This is a genomic window from Leifsonia poae (assembly GCF_050632865.1).
GTDB lineage: Bacteria > Actinomycetota > Actinomycetes > Actinomycetales > Microbacteriaceae > Leifsonia > Leifsonia poae_B.
Genome location: NZ_JBODSA010000003.1, coordinates 605,866 through 620,311 on the forward strand (window position 1 = coordinate 605,866; position 14,446 = coordinate 620,311).

Consider the following 14,446-nt stretch of genomic DNA (forward strand, 5'->3'; position numbering starts at 1 on the left):
GGACGAACGGGTGCGTGTTCTGATCGCCGAGGACGACAGCCGCCTCGCCGGGATGCTGGACGCCCTGCTCCGGTCGGAGGGGTTCGACGTCGAGCTGGCGCGCGACGGCCAGCGGGCGCTTCACCTCGGGCTCACCTCGGCCTATGGCGCGATCGTGCTCGACAGGGGCCTCCCCGCTCTGGAGGGGCTGGACGTGCTGCGCAGGCTCCGCGAGAGCGGCGTGACCACGCCGGTCCTGGTGCTGTCCGCCCTCGGCACGGCACCGGACCGGGTCGACGGGCTCAACGCCGGTGCGGAGGACTACCTCGCGAAGCCGTTCGACATCGACGAGCTGGTCGCGCGCGTCCGCGCCCTCACCCGCCGGGCGTCCGCGGTCGTGCCGACCGTTCGCTTCGCCGGCGGGCGTCTCGACACAGAGAGCCGTACGGTGACCCTCGACGATGGGGAGCGCACTGCGCTCTCCGAGCGTGAGTCCGCACTACTGGAACGCCTCGCCCGTCGCCCGACCCAGGTGTTCTCCCGCGCCGTGCTGCTGGAGGAGGTATTCGCCGACGCCGACGACCCCGGTGTGGTGGACACGTACGTGCACCACCTGCGCCGCAAGTTCGGCCGATCTCTGATCGAGACGGTGCGCGGCGTCGGGTACCGGATGGGGGCGCTGTGACGGGCGTGCGCGACGATCAGGAGCTGCGCTCCGCGTCACGGCGCCTGGCGCTGCAGTTCGCGCTCATCATCCTCGGCTTGTTCGTCGCTCTCGGGGTCGTCGTGTACACCGTGGTCGCCGCGGGCCAGGCGGAGGCGGCGAAGCGTGTGCTCGAGGACGCCTCGATGGTGGATTCGGTGCACGACGCGCCCCGCAACCTCCTGGTGACCGTCGTCATGCCGCAGGGACGCGACAGCTCGCCGAACATGCCGGACGGGCTCCCGGACGAGGCGGCCCTGCAGTCGGTCATCGCCAACGGCGGCTCCGTCTCCGGAACCGTCGAGGCGGGCGGTCAGCGCTACCTGGTCGAGACGGACCTGCGCCGCGGCAAGGTCGTGCAGATCGCGTACGGGCTCGGCGAGCAGCAGGAGGAGCTGAACCGCCTCGTCGCCGCGCTCATCATCTCCGGTCTGATCGCGACGATCGCGGCGGCGGGTATCGGCCTGTTCCTGGCACGGAGGTCCATCCGTCCGCTCGCGGACGCGCTCGCTCTGCAGCGGCGGTTCGTCGCGGACGCGGGCCATGAGCTCCGCACCCCGCTCACCCTGCTCAGCACCCGAGCCCAGCTGTTGCGTCGACAGGTCGCCGGGGGCGCCGCGTCCGAGGAGGACGTGCGGTCGGGGTTGGATGAGATCGTCGACGACAGCCGGGCGCTCACCGAGATCGTGCAGGACCTGCTGACCGCGGCCGACCCGCGCCAGACCGCCGAGAGCGAGGGTGTGGACCTCGGAGAGGTGACCCGTGCCGTCGCCCGGTCGGCTGAGCCGAGCGCGGCCGAGCGCGGCCTCCGCGTCGAGGTCGAAGCCGCGCGGGATGCGGTCGTCACGGGCGCGCCCGTCTCGCTTCGGCGCATGGTCGTCGCCCTGCTCGACAATGCCCTCGATCACGCCGTCTCGCGGGTGCTGCTGTCCGTGACGGTCTCACGGGATCGTGTCGAGTTGACCGTGCAGGACGACGGGCCGGGTTTCACGGCGGGCATGGAGAACCGGGCGTTCGAGCGCTTCGCCACCGCCCGGGATGCGCAACCCGCGGGCGACCGCACCCGCCACTACGGCCTCGGACTGGCGCTGGTGTCGGAAGTGGTGAGCCGGCATGGAGGCACCGTCACGACCGCCAACGCTGCGGAGGGCGGCGCCGTGGTGACTGTTCGGCTGCCGCGCGCCGACTGACCGCTCGCGCGCTGCCGGTCAGCGGGACACGTCGTCGCTGACGGCCGCTCTCCGCTGATCAGCGGGACACGTCGTCGCTGAGCACGCCCACCGGCGCGACGATCGCCGTCTCGAGGCGACTGACCACCTCCAGGTAGTCAGCCGTCCAGATGAGCCTGACCGCCGTGGCGGTGTCGTGCATGTCCGCGCTGGTGCGCTGCGAATCCAGCACCGCCCCGGCGAGCTGCTGCACCATCGCCGGGTCGGCCGGTCGCGGCTCCGGCAGGACGCCTCGAGCGAGCAGCTGGTCCGCGAGCTCGGCGTACCAGGAACGAAGCCGCGCCAGCGCCTCATCGAGCGCTTCCTTCGCCTCGGCCGTGTGGCCGTCCGCCGCCGGCTGACCGCGCCACAACTCCACGATGGCGTCGCTCGCCTGCCGTACGCCCGCGACCCCGGTCACCGATGCCGACACCTCCGCAAGAGGACGCCGCTTGGCCCCGCGCTCCGCGAGATAGGTCCGGAACGCGTCATCCAGCCGCCGCGACGCCGCTGCCGCTCGGGTCTCCTGCGCCCGCGGGTCGCTCGACGCGTCCCGCTGCCCCACGCCGTACGCCACCGCCGACTCGAGGTACTGCACGCTCTCCCGGTACGCGTCGCTGAGCGCGCGTCGTAGCGACGCCGCCGCACCCCGCGGCCAGAATAGAGCGCCCACGACGAGGCTGACCGCACAGCCGAGCGCGACGTCCTCGATCCGGATGAGCCCGACCGTCCATCCCGTCGGCGCGATGATATTGAAGAGGAGAACGAGCACGACCGTGAACGCCGCCTGGCCGGCTGCGAACGAGATCGCCGCCGGCGCCACCCCGGCGATCAGGATCCCGATCGGCAGAACGATCCAGAGCACCACCGGCTCTTTACCGATCAGCAGGAGGAGGCCGGCGCCGAGGATCACGCCGACCACCGTCCCGAGCACCCCGCGGAGCACGTTCTGCCCGGTGCTCAACGCGTTGGACCGGAGGACGGACAGCGTGCCGAGCACCACCCAGAACGAGTGCTCTACCCCGGTGAGCTTCGCCAGCAGCACCGCGAGCGCCAACGCGATCGCCCCGCGGATGCTGTTGCGCAGCCACACCGAGTTCCACACGACGAATCCGCTCGCCCGTTCGGCCGCCGCTGCGACCGGCCCGCTCAGTCCGCCCGGCTGATGCCCGAGCATCCTCTGCCACCAGCCCCGCCGCTCTGCGCGGGCAGTGAGCACGATGTTCCGCCCGACCATCGCGGCCGCGTAGGCGAGCTCCTGCGCGCGGAACCCGGGATCGAGCGTCGTCATCATCTCCTGCGCGACGCCACCGGCGCCCGCCGGGACCGCCGGTTGAGCCAGCATCGCCGCCTCTACGGCGACGCGCGCCTCGGAGAGTCGGCGCAGCGCGTCCTCCAGCGGCGCCGGGTCCGCACCGTGCTGGGCGAGCACCAGAGCGCCGGCGTCGAGAACGTCGGCCGCGGCGGATTTCACCGTCCACGCCGCGGCGTGCGTGGCCGACTGGATCGCCACCCGCGGACCATCGAGCCGGTCGTACTGCGTCATGACCGTGTCGAGCCACACCAGTTCGTCGACCAGCCGAACGATCGTGCGCGCCGGTGTGCTGAGTCCCGTCGGACGGTAGGGCGCGGCGAGGAACGCCTCGTGCAGCGCGCCGACCGCGGAGTCCGCTTCGGCGGTCGCGCGGTCGCGCTCGGCGGCGAGCGCCGCGTCCCCGTCGCCACGGAGGAACGCCGATTCCGCCCGCAGCCGCGCGGCGAGCGCGTCGATCGCCTTGACGGCCGGGCCTCGAAGCGGCTCTCGCGCCGGCGCAGGCCAGAGCACCGTGACCGCGACGATGCAGACCACCGAAGCGATCCCCCACCCGGCCAGCCGCGGCGGTATCGACGCGACGGTGCCGGGCAACGTGACCGGCAGGATGAACGCGAGCAGGAGCGACGTGCTCGCGGATGCCGTCACCGAGCTCACGGACCCCGCGAAGAGCACGAGCAGCGCGACGACCCCCATCCCGATCGCGGACAGCCAGACCGGCTCGGAGGCGAGCGTGCCGAGGCACACCAGCGCCGCGCCGACCAGCGCGAGGGCGACCATCGCCTGCACACGCTCGCGCAGCGTGCCGCCGAAGTCGACGAACAGCAGCATCGCGAACGTCCCGAACGCCGAGAAGAAGGCGACATCCGGGTTGCGGACCACCTGCGTTCCGAGCGCGAACAGCAGCGGCATCACGATCGCCGCTCGCCCGGCGCGCCGCAGCGCACTGAAGCCGGGATCGTGCCGACCCAGCCAGCGCACGATACGCATCCGGCACCTCCCTTCGCTGTTCAGGCTCAGATTAGGCGGCGGGATCGCCCCGCGGGGAGCAGGTCATGAATCTGTGGAAAGAAGCCCTTCGTACACCGCCCTGCGCAGAACTTCCGCGCGCAGGATCGCCTGCAGCGCATCCGTGCCCGCCTCGGCCGAGGCCGCCGACACCGCCTCTCTCACGGGTGCAGAACCGCCCACGAGCGTCGCCGACGGGTGCACGTACGAGCGCCGGGCGACGGCGAGCGTGTCCCCGAGCAACTGCGCGGCCGCATGGTACGGCGCGAGATCGTCGCGTACGCGCTTCTCCGCGTCGAACCGCGCCCCTCCGGCGACCGCAGCGGCCGCCACCGTGGCGCCCCACGTGCGGAACGTCTTCGCGCTCGACGCGGTGCCCGAGTGCGCGTGGATGTAGGAGTTGACCGTGACACTGTCGATGCGCCGCGGTGTCGGTCGCTCGGCCGTGGAGAACAGCGCCGCGTCGTCTCCGTCGTCGTAGGCCAGCCGGCCCCGGATCACCCCGGCGACCGCCGCATCCTCGACCACGATGTGGTGCGCGATGTGCTCTTTTCCGACGAAGTCGAAGGCGAGCGCATCGCCATCGACGCTCACGTGCGCCCGGGTCAGCGTGGTCAACCCGAACGTGTGGTTGTCGCGCGCGTACCGGTCCGTGCCGACACGGAACAGTCCCTGGTCGAGCAGCCGGACCGCCGCGGCGGTCAGCGGGACCGCGGGCGAGGGCGCGTCCGCCGCGCCGAGGTCCGCCTCCACCCGTTCGCGCAACGCCGGGAGCACCGCCGCGAAGTCCATCAGCGCCGCGAACTTGTGGCCCTCCGCCCGCGCGACCGCCTCCGGGGAATAGAGGTACTGCGTGCGCCCGCGCGCGTCCACGCCCGTCGCCTGCAACGGCGCGTCGCCGGTCGGAGCCGCCCACACGTGCGTCCATGCCGGCGGGATGCGGAGCGCAGCGAGCCGGGCGAGAGTGGCCGCATCTCGAACCTCGTCGCCCGAGTCGTTCACCCACACGGGCGGCCGAATACCGAGCCGGTGCAGCCCCGGCGGCCGCACCACATGGCGGGCGGTCGGCACGCTGGGAGTCTGCACACCGCTACTCTGCCCGATCGGCCGCCCGACGGCCATCGCTGATGTAAATAATCCTTGACACGATGTCACGTGCGCTTTACAGTCACCATGTAAACAAAGTTTGACAGGAGGTACGTCGTGTCCTACGACGAGAAGAAGACCTGGGTGTTCCTGGTCACGGCCGTGGTCGGGTACGCGGTGTATCTGATCCTGCTGGCGGTCCTCGGCCCTGCCGCCTACGTCCCCCTCTTGCTCGCGACGGTCGGGGGCGCCATCCTCGTCAACATCGTCGCGAACATCGCCATCGGCATCGCCAATCGGCGCGACGCGGGCAAGCGCGACCAGCGGGATCGAGAGGTCTACGCCTTCGGCGAGCGCGTCGGCAACGCCTTCGTCGTCATCGGTGCGATCGCGGCGCTCATCCTCGCGCTCGTCGAGGCGCCCTGGTTCTGGATCGCCAACGCCGTCTACCTGGCGTTCGTGCTCTCTGCCGTCACGAGCGCGCTCCCCGGCTCGCCGCCTACCGCCGCGGGATGCCCGCATGGTGAAGCCGACGCGGGTCACCAACTCGCTCCGTTCGCTGCGCTTCGCCGCCGGGGAGATGACCCAGGCCGAACTGGCCGATCGGGTCGGGGTGACGCGCCAGACCATCATCGCCATCGAGCAGGGGCGCTACTCCCCTCTCTCGAGATGGCATTCCAGCTCGCACGGGTCTTCGGGGTCCCGCTCGACGATGTCTTCCAATACCCCGAGCAGTGAGGGGAAGCGGTCATGCAGAAGGACACGATGCGTGCCGTCGTTCAGAACGCGTACGGCCCGCCGAGCGAACTGCGCGAACGCAGAATCCCGGTTCCGACACCCGGCGACGGCGAGGTGCTGGTTCGCGTCCGCGCGGCCGGCGTCGACGCCGGGACATGGCACCTGACGACTGGGCGGCCCTACCTCATGCGGCTCATGGGTTTCGGATGGCGGGGTCCGAAAGCCCGCGTGCGCGGTCTGGCGTTCGCCGGTGAGGTCGAGGCGGTCGGCACCGGGAACCCCACCGTTCCGTGGCACGTCGGCGACCCTGTCTTCGGCTCCGCGGACGGCGCCCTGGCGGAGTTCGTGGTGGCGAAATCGACCGGGTTGGTCCGCATCCCAGACGGCATCGGGCAGGTGGAGGCCGCGGCCATTCCGATCTCCGCGGTCACCGCACTGCAGGCGATGGATGCGGCCGCACCCTCGCCCAGCGACCACATCCTCGTCATCGGGGCGGCAGGCGGAGTCGGGCACTTCGCCGTCCAGCTGGCCGTCGCGCGGGGAGCGCGCGTCACCGGCGTCTGCAGCGGCCCCAAGGCCGACCTCGTGCGTTCCCTCGGCGTCGAGGAGGTCGTCGACTACACCACCATGGACATCCTCACCTCCGGGCGCCGGTTCGACGCGATCATCGACACCGCGGGCAACCGTCCGCTCTCAGCGTTGCGCCGCATCCTCTCCCCCACAGGCACGGTCGTGCTCGTCGGCGGGGAGGCCGGTGGACCGCTCCTCGGCGGCATCCAGCGCACGATGGTGGCGAGCCTGCTCGACCGTTTCACCCGGCAGCACCTCGTCGGACTGATCGCCCACGAGCGGCAGCAGGACCTCGAAACGCTGGCCGGCCTGCTCGCCGACGGCACCCTCCGCCCGGTGATCGACACCGTCTATCCCCTCGAGCAGACTGCAGAAGCGGTCGAGCACATCGGCGCGGGACGGGCTCGCGGAAAGGTCGTCGTGACCCTTTAGACGAAGAAAAAGGCCCCCGACTTATCGGGGGCCTTTCGTCCGTCCGTGCGCGAGGGGGACTTGAACCCCCACGCCCTTGCGGGCACTGGCACCTGAAGCCAGCGCGTCTGCCAATTCCGCCACTCGCGCGAACCCAGGAACTCTAACACGACGCCAGGACCGTTCACGAATCGGGGCGTACGTCCGGAGGCTGATCTTCACCCGATCGCCAGGGGGTTTTCCAGGGTTCCGACTAACATGCATGTAGTCATCGAGCCGGAAGCGGGAGAGCGTGGGCATTCTGGACAACTTCGAGCGGGGGCTCGAGCGTGCCGTCAACGGCGCGTTCGCGAAGACCTTCCGTTCCGGGCTGCAGCCGGTCGAGCTCACCAGCGCCCTCCGCAAAGAGCTCGACACGAAGGCTGCCGTAGTCGCGCGCGACCGCGTCCTCGCGCCCAACCGCTTCGTGCTCCGCATGTCGGGCGACGACTACACGCGCATGCGCTCCATGGGCGCTGCGCTCACCGACGAGCTCATCGACTTCGTCACCAAGCACGCCGCCGCACAGCATTACCAGTTCGCCGGCGGCATCTCGATCGACCTCGAGAAGGACGACGACCTCTCCGTCGGGATGCTGCAAGTCGAGTCCGAGAACGTCAAGGGCGACGTCGCCTGGACTCCGGTGCTCGACGTCAACGGCACCCACTACCCGCTCACGCACTCCCGCACGGTCGTCGGTCGGGGGGCGGACGCGGACATCACCGTCGATGACACCGGCATCTCCCGCCGCCACGTCATGATCACCTGGGACGGCAACCGCGCTCAGGTGGAAGACCTCGGCTCGACCAACGGCACGAAGCTCGACGGACAGCCCCTGCGGAAGGCCATCCTCGAGCCGGAGTCGGTCATCACGCTCGGCCGCACCCGCATCGTCTTCCGTGTGCTCCCGCAGGCGGCGCCCGGCGGAGCGCGACGCAGTGACGCCGGCAACTTCTGGAGTCCGTCGTGAACCCCAGTGAGCTGACCCTGCTGGTGCTGCGGTTCGGCTTCCTGCTCCTGCTCTGGCTGTTCGTCTTCGGCATCGTCTACGCCCTGCGCACCGACCTGTTCGGGCAGCGCGTCCGCAAGCTGCCGGAGTCGCAGGCCGCGGCGCCGGCCGGGCCGTTCCCGTCGAGCCCCGCGCCCGCCCCCGCCCCCGTTCCCTCCACGATCCCGGCCGGACCGACCGAGCCGGTCATGAAGGCCGCGCCGGTCTCGTCGCTCCCGTCGGGCGCGAACCGCGCGAGCACGCACACCAACGCGAGCGTGCAGACCGCCGGCCGACTCGTCATCACGTCCGGGCCGCGCGCCAGCACGGAGCTCCCGCTCGGTCGCGACCCGATCACGATCGGGCGGTCCAGCGAGTCCAACCTCGTCATCCGCGACGACTACACCTCCACCCACCACGCCCGCCTGCTTCTCTGGAACGACGAGTGGATGATCCAGGATCTCGACTCCACCAACGGCACGTTCCTCGACGGCCGCCGGGTGACCGTCCCGACCCAGGTCCCGCTCGACACGCCGATCAAGATCGGCACGACCACGTTCGAGCTGCGGCGGTAACCGGTGGCGGCGAACAAGGCGGCGGCCGTCTCCCACGTCGGGAAGATCCGCTCGAACAACCAGGACTCCGGGTACGCCGGACGGGACCTGTTCGTCGTCGCCGACGGCATGGGAGGCCACGCCGGCGGTGACGTCGCCTCCGCGATCGCCGTCAACCGCATCCGCGAGGCCGACCGTGAGTACGAGTCGTCCTCCGAGGCGGAGTTCGCCCTGCAGTCGGCTCTCATCGCGGCCAATTCGCTCCTCGCCGAGACCGTCTTCGAGCATCCCGAGCTCACCGGGATGGGCACCACCGTCAGCGCGATGGTGCGCGTCGGCGACCAGATCGCCTTCGCCCACATCGGCGACTCGCGCATCTACCTCTTCCGCGACGGCGAGCTGAAGCAGGTCACCACCGACCACACCTTCGTGCAGCGTCTCGTCGACTCCGGACGCATCACCGAGGAGGAGGCGATGGTCCATCCCCGCCGCTCCGTGCTGATGCGGGTGCTCGGGGACGTGGACGCGTCCCCCGAGATCGACACCTGGACCCTCGACACCAAGCCGGGCGACCGCTGGCTGATCTGCTCGGACGGCCTGAGCGGCGTGGTCAAGCACGACGACATGCTCGCCACTCTCGCCTCGAAGGACGGCCCGAAGCAGGTCGCAGAACGTCTCCTCAAGCAGAGCCTGGATGCGGGAGCGCCCGACAACGTCACCGCCGTCGTGCTCGACATCGCGGACACCGCCCGCGGCGAGGTCATGAAGGATCCGGTGACGGTCGGGTCCGCCGCCTCGCCGCTGCAGTTCGGCGCCGAGCCGAAGCCGACCACCCGTGCCGCGCGACTCCCCGGCCTCCGACTGCACCCCATCCGCCCGGCCACCGGTCCCACGCACTTCGAGCCGCAGTCCGAGGACTACCTCGACGAGCTCATCGAAGAGGATGCGCGCCGCGCCCGCCGCCGGCGACTCACCTGGATGATCGGGCTCATCCTCCTGGTCCTGGCGATCGTCCTGGCGATCGTCGTCGGGTACCAGTGGACGCAGTCCCGCTACTACGTCGGGATGTCACCCGACGGCAAGGTTGCGATCTACCAGGGCGTGCAGCAGGGCATCGGGCCGATCAGCCTGTCGCACCTGTACCAGGAGTCCGACGTGACGGTCGACGACCTCCCGGCCTACGACCAGCAGCAGGTCGAGCAGACCATCAACGCCGACGACCTCCAGGCGGCGAAAACGATCGTGGAGCAGCTGAGCGATGCCGGCAAGCAGTAGCGCCCGGGCGCCCCAGCGACCCCGGACCGCCACCGGTCCGGTCAAACGGCTGCGCCTGCCCGCGAAGCTCCGCAACCTGGAGCTCTTCCTCCTCGTCATCGCCTGCGCGATCAACGCCGCCGCGGTCGTGCTCGTCCAGCTCGGCGCGCTCGGCCACGTCGACCTCACCCTGGTCTATCTGGGCGCCGGCCTGTCGGCGCTCGTGATCGGCATGCACATCGCGCTGCGCTTCGTCGCACCGCAGGCCGACCCGTTCCTCCTGCCGATCGCGACGCTGCTGACCGGGATCGGCATCGCCGAGATCTACCGCATCGACATCCACTACAAGGATGCGGGCTGGGACAGCGCTGGGGTCAAGCAGATCGTGTGGGCGGCGATCGCCATCGTGGCCGCCATCCTCGTGGTCAGCCTCATCCGCAACCACCGCATCCTGCAGCGCTACACCTACGTGTTCGGTTTCGCGGCACTGATCCTCCTGCTTCTCCCGATGCTCCCGGGCATCGGCAAGGAGATCAACGGCGCCCGCGTGTGGATCGGCATCGGACCGTTCAGCTTCCAGCCCGGCGAGATCGCGAAGCTCTGCCTGGCGATCTTCTTCGCCGGATACCTCGTGCAGACGCGGGACTCGCTGTCGGTCGTCGGCAAGAAGTTCCTCGGCATCCGGTTCCCGCGCGCCCGCGATCTCGGCCCGATCCTCGTCGTCTGGCTCGCATCGATGGCGGTCATCGTCTTCCAGCGCGACCTCGGCACCGGCCTGCTGATCTTCGGACTCTTCCTCGTGATGCTGTACGTGGCCACCTCGCGCATCAGCTGGGTGATCCTCGGTCTCCTGCTCGTCGTGGGCGGAGCCGTGGTCGCCAGCCAGATCCTCCCGTACGTCCACGACCGGTTCGCGAACTGGCTCACGCCGTTCACGACCGGCCGGTACGACGCGGAACTCGGCGGCAGCTACCAGCTCGTCCAGGGGCTGTTCGGCCTCGCGCACGGCGGCCTCATCGGCACGGGACTCGGCCAGGGTCAGCCCTGGATCACGCCGATCTCGCAGAGCGACTACATCATCGCGAGTATCGGCGAGGAGCTGGGCCTCGCCGGCCTGTTCGCGATCTTCGCCCTCTACCTGGTGTTCGTCGCGCGCGGTCTGCGCATCGGCTTCGCGGGGCAGGACGACTTCGGCAAGCTTCTCGCGGTCGGCCTGTCGTTCACCGTGGCCCTGCAGTGCTTCATCGTCATCGGCGGTGTGACCCGCGTCATCCCACTGACCGGCCTCACCACGCCGTTCCTCGCAGCGGGAGGGTCATCCCTCGTCGCCAACTGGATCATCGTGGCGCTCCTGCTGCGCCTGTCGGACACCGTCCGCAATCAACCTCGGCTGGTGGTGAGCTGACATGAACCGTGAGATCAAGCGCGTGAGCACGATCGTGCTCGGGATGTTCCTCGCGCTGCTCGTATCGACCTCGATACTGCAGGTGTTCTCGGCGGACACCCTCAACACGGATGCACGCAACACCCGTGCGCTCAACGACAGCTACTCGGCGCAGCGCGGCGCGATCCTCGTCAAGGGTCAGCCGATCGCGCAGTCCGTGCCGTCGAACGACGTCTACAAGTGGCAGCGGGTCTACAGCAACGGTCCGCTCTACTCGGCGGTGACCGGCTTCTTCCCGATCAACGGAGAGCCGACCGGTCTCGAAGGCGCGCTCAATGCCAAGCTCAGCGGCTCTGCCAACTCGCAGTTCTTCGACCGGATCAACGCCATCCTGACCGGCAAGAACCCGCAGGGCGCGACCGTCGAGACGACGATCGACCCCGTCGCCCAGCAGGCGGCGTGGGATGCGCTCGGCGACCTGCAGGGGGCCGTCGTGCTGCTGCAGCCCAAGACGGGCAAGATCCTCGCGATGGTCTCGAAGCCGACGTACGACCCCAACCAGCTCGCCTCGCACGACGGCAAGGCGGTCGACACGGCGTATCAGGGACTGCTCGCCGCTCCCGGCGACCCCCTCATCAACCGCACGATCGGCGGTGACCTCAATCCGCCCGGATCGACCTTCAAGCCGGTGATGAGCTCGGCCGCGTTGGGCACCGGCCAGTACACGAAGGACAGCCAGCTCCCCAACCCGGCGTCGCTGCCGCTCCCGGGCTCCCCCACCGTCGTCAAGAACGACTCCCTGACCACCTGCGGACCGGGCGCGACGGTCTCGATCGCGACGGCGCAGATCCTCTCGTGCAACATCCCGTTCGCCGAGCTGGGCATGCAGCTGAAGCCCGAGGTCATCAAGGACCAGGCGGACAAGTTCGGCTTCAACCAGCCGCTGAGCATCCCCATCCCGGTCGAGAAGAGCGTCTATCCGCTCTACACCGATGCGGCGGAGCGCGCGCTGGGCTCCTTCGGCCAGAAGGACGACCGGGCGACGCCGCTGCAGATGGCGATGGTCTCCGCGGCCATCGCGAACGGCGGGACGCTCATGACGCCCAACCTCGTCGACTCGATCCGGTCGGCCGATCTGCAGACCGAGGAGAGCTTCCAGCCCAAGGAGTTCTCCCGCCCGCTGAGCCAGCAGAACGCCGACACCATCAAGCAGATGATGGTCGACGGCGTCGATCACGGCGTAGCGAGCAATGCAAGAATAGGTGGGGTTCAGGTCGGCGGTAAGACGGGCACGGCGCAGAACGGGAACGACGATCCCTACACGCTGTGGTTCACCGGTTTCGCGCCGGCGAACGACCCGGAGTTCGCTGTGGCTGTAGTTGTCGAAAACGGTGGTGGACAGGGTCAGAGCGGCACGGGAAACTCCATCGCCGCTCCGATCGCGAGGAAAGTACTAGAGGCGGTGCTGAATAAATGAGACCCACAGCAGGGCTCACCTTCGGAGGACGTTACGAGCTGCAGTCGCGGATCGCGATCGGCGGGATGGGCGAGGTCTGGCAGGCCACCGATCTCGTCATCGGGCGCACCGTCGCCATCAAGATCCTGAAGGACGAGTACCTCGGCGACCCCGGCTTCCTCGAGCGCTTCCGCGCGGAGGCGCGGCACGCCGCCCTCGTCAACCACGAGGGCATCGCCAACGTCTACGACTACGGCGAGGAGGAGGGCAGCGCCTACCTCGTGATGGAGCTCGTCCCCGGCGAGGCCCTGTCGAGCATCCTGGAGCGGGAGCACGTCCTCAGCACCGACCGCACGCTCGACATCGTCGCCCAGACCGCCGCCGCGCTGCACGCCGCCCACGCAGCCGGGCTGGTCCACCGCGACATCAAGCCCGGCAACCTCCTCATCACGCCGGACGGCCGCGTCAAGATCACCGACTTCGGCATCGCCCGCATCGCCGACCAGGTCCCGCTCACCGCGACCGGCCAGGTCATGGGCACCGTGCAGTACCTCTCGCCGGAGCAGGCGTCGGGCCACCCGGCGTCGCCGACGACCGACATCTACTCGCTCGGCATCGTCGCGTACGAATGCCTCGCCGGGCGTCGCCCCTTCACCGGCGAGTCGCAGGTCGCGATCGCCATGGCGCAGATCAACGAGGCGCCGCCGGAGCTCCCGGCAACGGTCGCCGAGCCGGTCCGCAATCTGGTCTTCGCCTGCATCGCGAAGAACCCGGCCGATCGCCCGGCCTCGGCCGCGCACCTCGCGCGCGCGGCACAGGCCCTGCGCCGGGGAGACATCCGCGCCGCCGCCGCGTCCGTCCCGGCCATCCTCGGGGGCGCCGCCGCGACCGACGCGGCCACCGTGCTCATGCAGTCGCCGCCCGCGGCTCCGACCGCTGCGACGACCGTGCTGCCGGCGACCGCCGTCGCGCCGGTCGTCGAGGAGACCACCACCAGCGAGCCCGTCGAGGAGCGCAAGCGCAGCCGCTGGACGTGGCCGCTGATCGCGCTCATCGCGCTGCTGGCGCTCATCCTGATCGGCACGATCATCACCCTGGTCGCGCAGCCGAAGGCCGCACCGTCGCCCACCCCGACCGCCCCGCCGGTCACCCAGTCCTCCACGCCGTCGCCGACCCCGACGCCCACGAGCAACACGGTGCAGATCACCGAGAGCGACTTCCTCGGGTTGACCGCCGACCAGGCGCGCCAGAAGCTCCAGGACCTCGGGATGGTCGCCGACGTCTCGCAGGGCAACGCGGCGACGACGCAGGACCAGGCCAACAAGGTGTACTCGGTCAACCCGACGGGCCCGGTGCCGAAGGGCTCGACGATCGCGGTCAAGGTCTACGGCCCCGTCGCGCCCATACCGACCCCGACCGACACCGTCTCAGCGAACCCGCCGTCGGGTGAAGGCACCCCGCAGTCGCAGGTCACGGTGAACTTCGGCTCGGCCACGTGCCCGGCCGGCCAGAACCTCGTCGGCCGCCGTCTGTACGTCAACGGTCAGCCGCAGACGCCGGTCAACGACACCAAGATGGTGTGGTCGCCGAGCGCCGCTGGCAACTACCAGCTGACCTACACGATCTTCTGCGGTGAGTCCGTCGAGTCGGGCCAGTCGCCCGCTCTGCCGTACGAGGTCGTCGCCTCCACCTCGACGCCGAACCCCGGCGGCAACGGGAAGTGACGCGGGTCTCCCCTCGGGGAGATACCCAGCCA

At 70.0% G+C, this 14,446-nt stretch carries 11 protein-coding genes, 1 tRNA gene and 1 pseudogene; 10 read left to right on the plus strand and 3 right to left on the minus strand.

Annotation, left to right across the window (positions count from 1 at the left end; genetic code table 11):
• The first annotated feature begins 52 nt into the window (after nt 1-52).
• Together ACRAWB_RS13115 and ACRAWB_RS13120 are read left to right on the plus strand one after the other, a co-directional pair.
• A complete protein-coding gene (locus ACRAWB_RS13115) occupies nt 53-664 on the plus strand; it encodes a response regulator transcription factor (protein WP_431354517.1) in 612 nt (203 codons plus the stop codon).
• Entirely contained in the window at nt 661-1,872 is a 1,212-nt protein-coding gene (locus ACRAWB_RS13120; protein ID WP_431353726.1) for a sensor histidine kinase, read from the plus strand. Before ACRAWB_RS13115 ends, ACRAWB_RS13120 begins: the two co-directional genes overlap by 4 nt.
• Before the next feature lie 58 nt (nt 1,873-1,930).
• On the opposite strand, the gene ACRAWB_RS13125 is transcribed toward ACRAWB_RS13120, so the two are convergent.
• The gene (locus tag ACRAWB_RS13125; RefSeq protein WP_431353727.1) at nt 1,931-4,192 is read right to left on the minus strand and encodes an FUSC family protein; all 2,262 of its coding nucleotides are present in this window, start codon (nt 4,190-4,192) and stop codon (nt 1,931-1,933) included.
• 63 nt (nt 4,193-4,255) lie between these two features.
• A complete protein-coding gene (locus ACRAWB_RS13130; RefSeq protein ID WP_431353728.1) occupies nt 4,256-5,296 on the minus strand; it encodes a DNA topoisomerase IB in 1,041 nt (346 codons plus the stop codon).
• 520 nt (nt 5,297-5,816) lie between these two features.
• On the opposite strand from ACRAWB_RS13130, the pseudogene ACRAWB_RS13135 reads away from it, so the two are divergent.
• Nucleotides 5,817-6,034 (plus strand): annotated as a pseudogene (locus ACRAWB_RS13135) (helix-turn-helix transcriptional regulator).
• A 12-nt stretch (nt 6,035-6,046) separates the two neighbouring features.
• Nucleotides 6,047-7,036 (plus strand): NAD(P)-dependent alcohol dehydrogenase, encoded by a 990-nt coding sequence (locus ACRAWB_RS13140; RefSeq protein WP_431353729.1) that lies wholly within the window; start codon nt 6,047-6,049, stop codon nt 7,034-7,036.
• A gap of 46 nt (nt 7,037-7,082) precedes the next feature.
• Here the strand turns inward: ACRAWB_RS13140 and ACRAWB_RS13145 are convergent.
• Nucleotides 7,083-7,165 (minus strand) — tRNA-Leu (locus tag ACRAWB_RS13145).
• Between the two features lie 142 nt (nt 7,166-7,307).
• Between ACRAWB_RS13145 and ACRAWB_RS13150 the strand changes: the two genes are divergently transcribed.
• From ACRAWB_RS13150 to ACRAWB_RS13175, 6 genes are read left to right on the plus strand one after another with little or no spacing between them, the layout of a single operon-like run.
• Nucleotides 7,308-8,024 carry an FhaA domain-containing protein gene (locus tag ACRAWB_RS13150; protein WP_431353730.1) on the plus strand — a complete coding sequence of 239 codons (717 nt, stop codon included), beginning with the start codon at nt 7,308-7,310 and terminating at the stop codon, nt 8,022-8,024.
• Complete coding sequence (locus tag ACRAWB_RS13155; protein WP_431353731.1) at nt 8,021-8,617, plus strand: FHA domain-containing protein FhaB/FipA; 597 nt, start codon at nt 8,021-8,023, stop codon at nt 8,615-8,617. Before ACRAWB_RS13150 ends, ACRAWB_RS13155 begins: the two co-directional genes overlap by 4 nt.
• A gap of 3 nt (nt 8,618-8,620) precedes the next feature.
• A complete protein-coding gene (locus ACRAWB_RS13160; RefSeq protein WP_431353732.1) occupies nt 8,621-9,871 on the plus strand; it encodes a Stp1/IreP family PP2C-type Ser/Thr phosphatase in 1,251 nt (416 codons plus the stop codon).
• Nucleotides 9,855-11,255, plus strand: a complete 1,401-nt coding sequence (locus ACRAWB_RS13165) for an FtsW/RodA/SpoVE family cell cycle protein (protein WP_431353733.1) — start codon at nt 9,855-9,857, stop codon at nt 11,253-11,255. The genes ACRAWB_RS13160 and ACRAWB_RS13165 overlap by 17 nt, the downstream gene beginning before the upstream one ends.
• 1 nt (nt 11,256) lies before the next feature.
• Nucleotides 11,257-12,711 (plus strand): peptidoglycan D,D-transpeptidase FtsI family protein, encoded by a 1,455-nt coding sequence (locus ACRAWB_RS13170; protein ID WP_431353734.1) that lies wholly within the window; start codon nt 11,257-11,259, stop codon nt 12,709-12,711.
• Complete coding sequence (locus ACRAWB_RS13175; RefSeq protein WP_431353735.1) at nt 12,708-14,414, plus strand: serine/threonine protein kinase; 1,707 nt, start codon at nt 12,708-12,710, stop codon at nt 14,412-14,414. The genes ACRAWB_RS13170 and ACRAWB_RS13175 overlap by 4 nt, the downstream gene beginning before the upstream one ends.
• Nucleotides 14,415-14,446: the final 32 nt, after the last annotated feature.

Coding starts and splice junctions, on each gene's coding strand:
- ACRAWB_RS13140 (WP_431353729.1), top strand. CDS start 6,047: ATGCAGAAGGACACGATGCGTGCCGTCGTTCAGAACGCGTACGGCCCG.
- ACRAWB_RS13115 (WP_431354517.1), top strand. CDS start 53: ATGCTGGACGCCCTGCTCCGGTCGGAGGGGTTCGACGTCGAGCTGGCG.
- ACRAWB_RS13175 (WP_431353735.1), top strand. CDS start 12,708: ATGAGACCCACAGCAGGGCTCACCTTCGGAGGACGTTACGAGCTGCAG.
- ACRAWB_RS13125 (WP_431353727.1), bottom strand. CDS start 4,192: ATGCGTATCGTGCGCTGGCTGGGTCGGCACGATCCCGGCTTCAGTGCG.
- ACRAWB_RS13170 (WP_431353734.1), top strand. CDS start 11,257: ATGAACCGTGAGATCAAGCGCGTGAGCACGATCGTGCTCGGGATGTTC.
- ACRAWB_RS13165 (WP_431353733.1), top strand. CDS start 9,855: ATGCCGGCAAGCAGTAGCGCCCGGGCGCCCCAGCGACCCCGGACCGCC.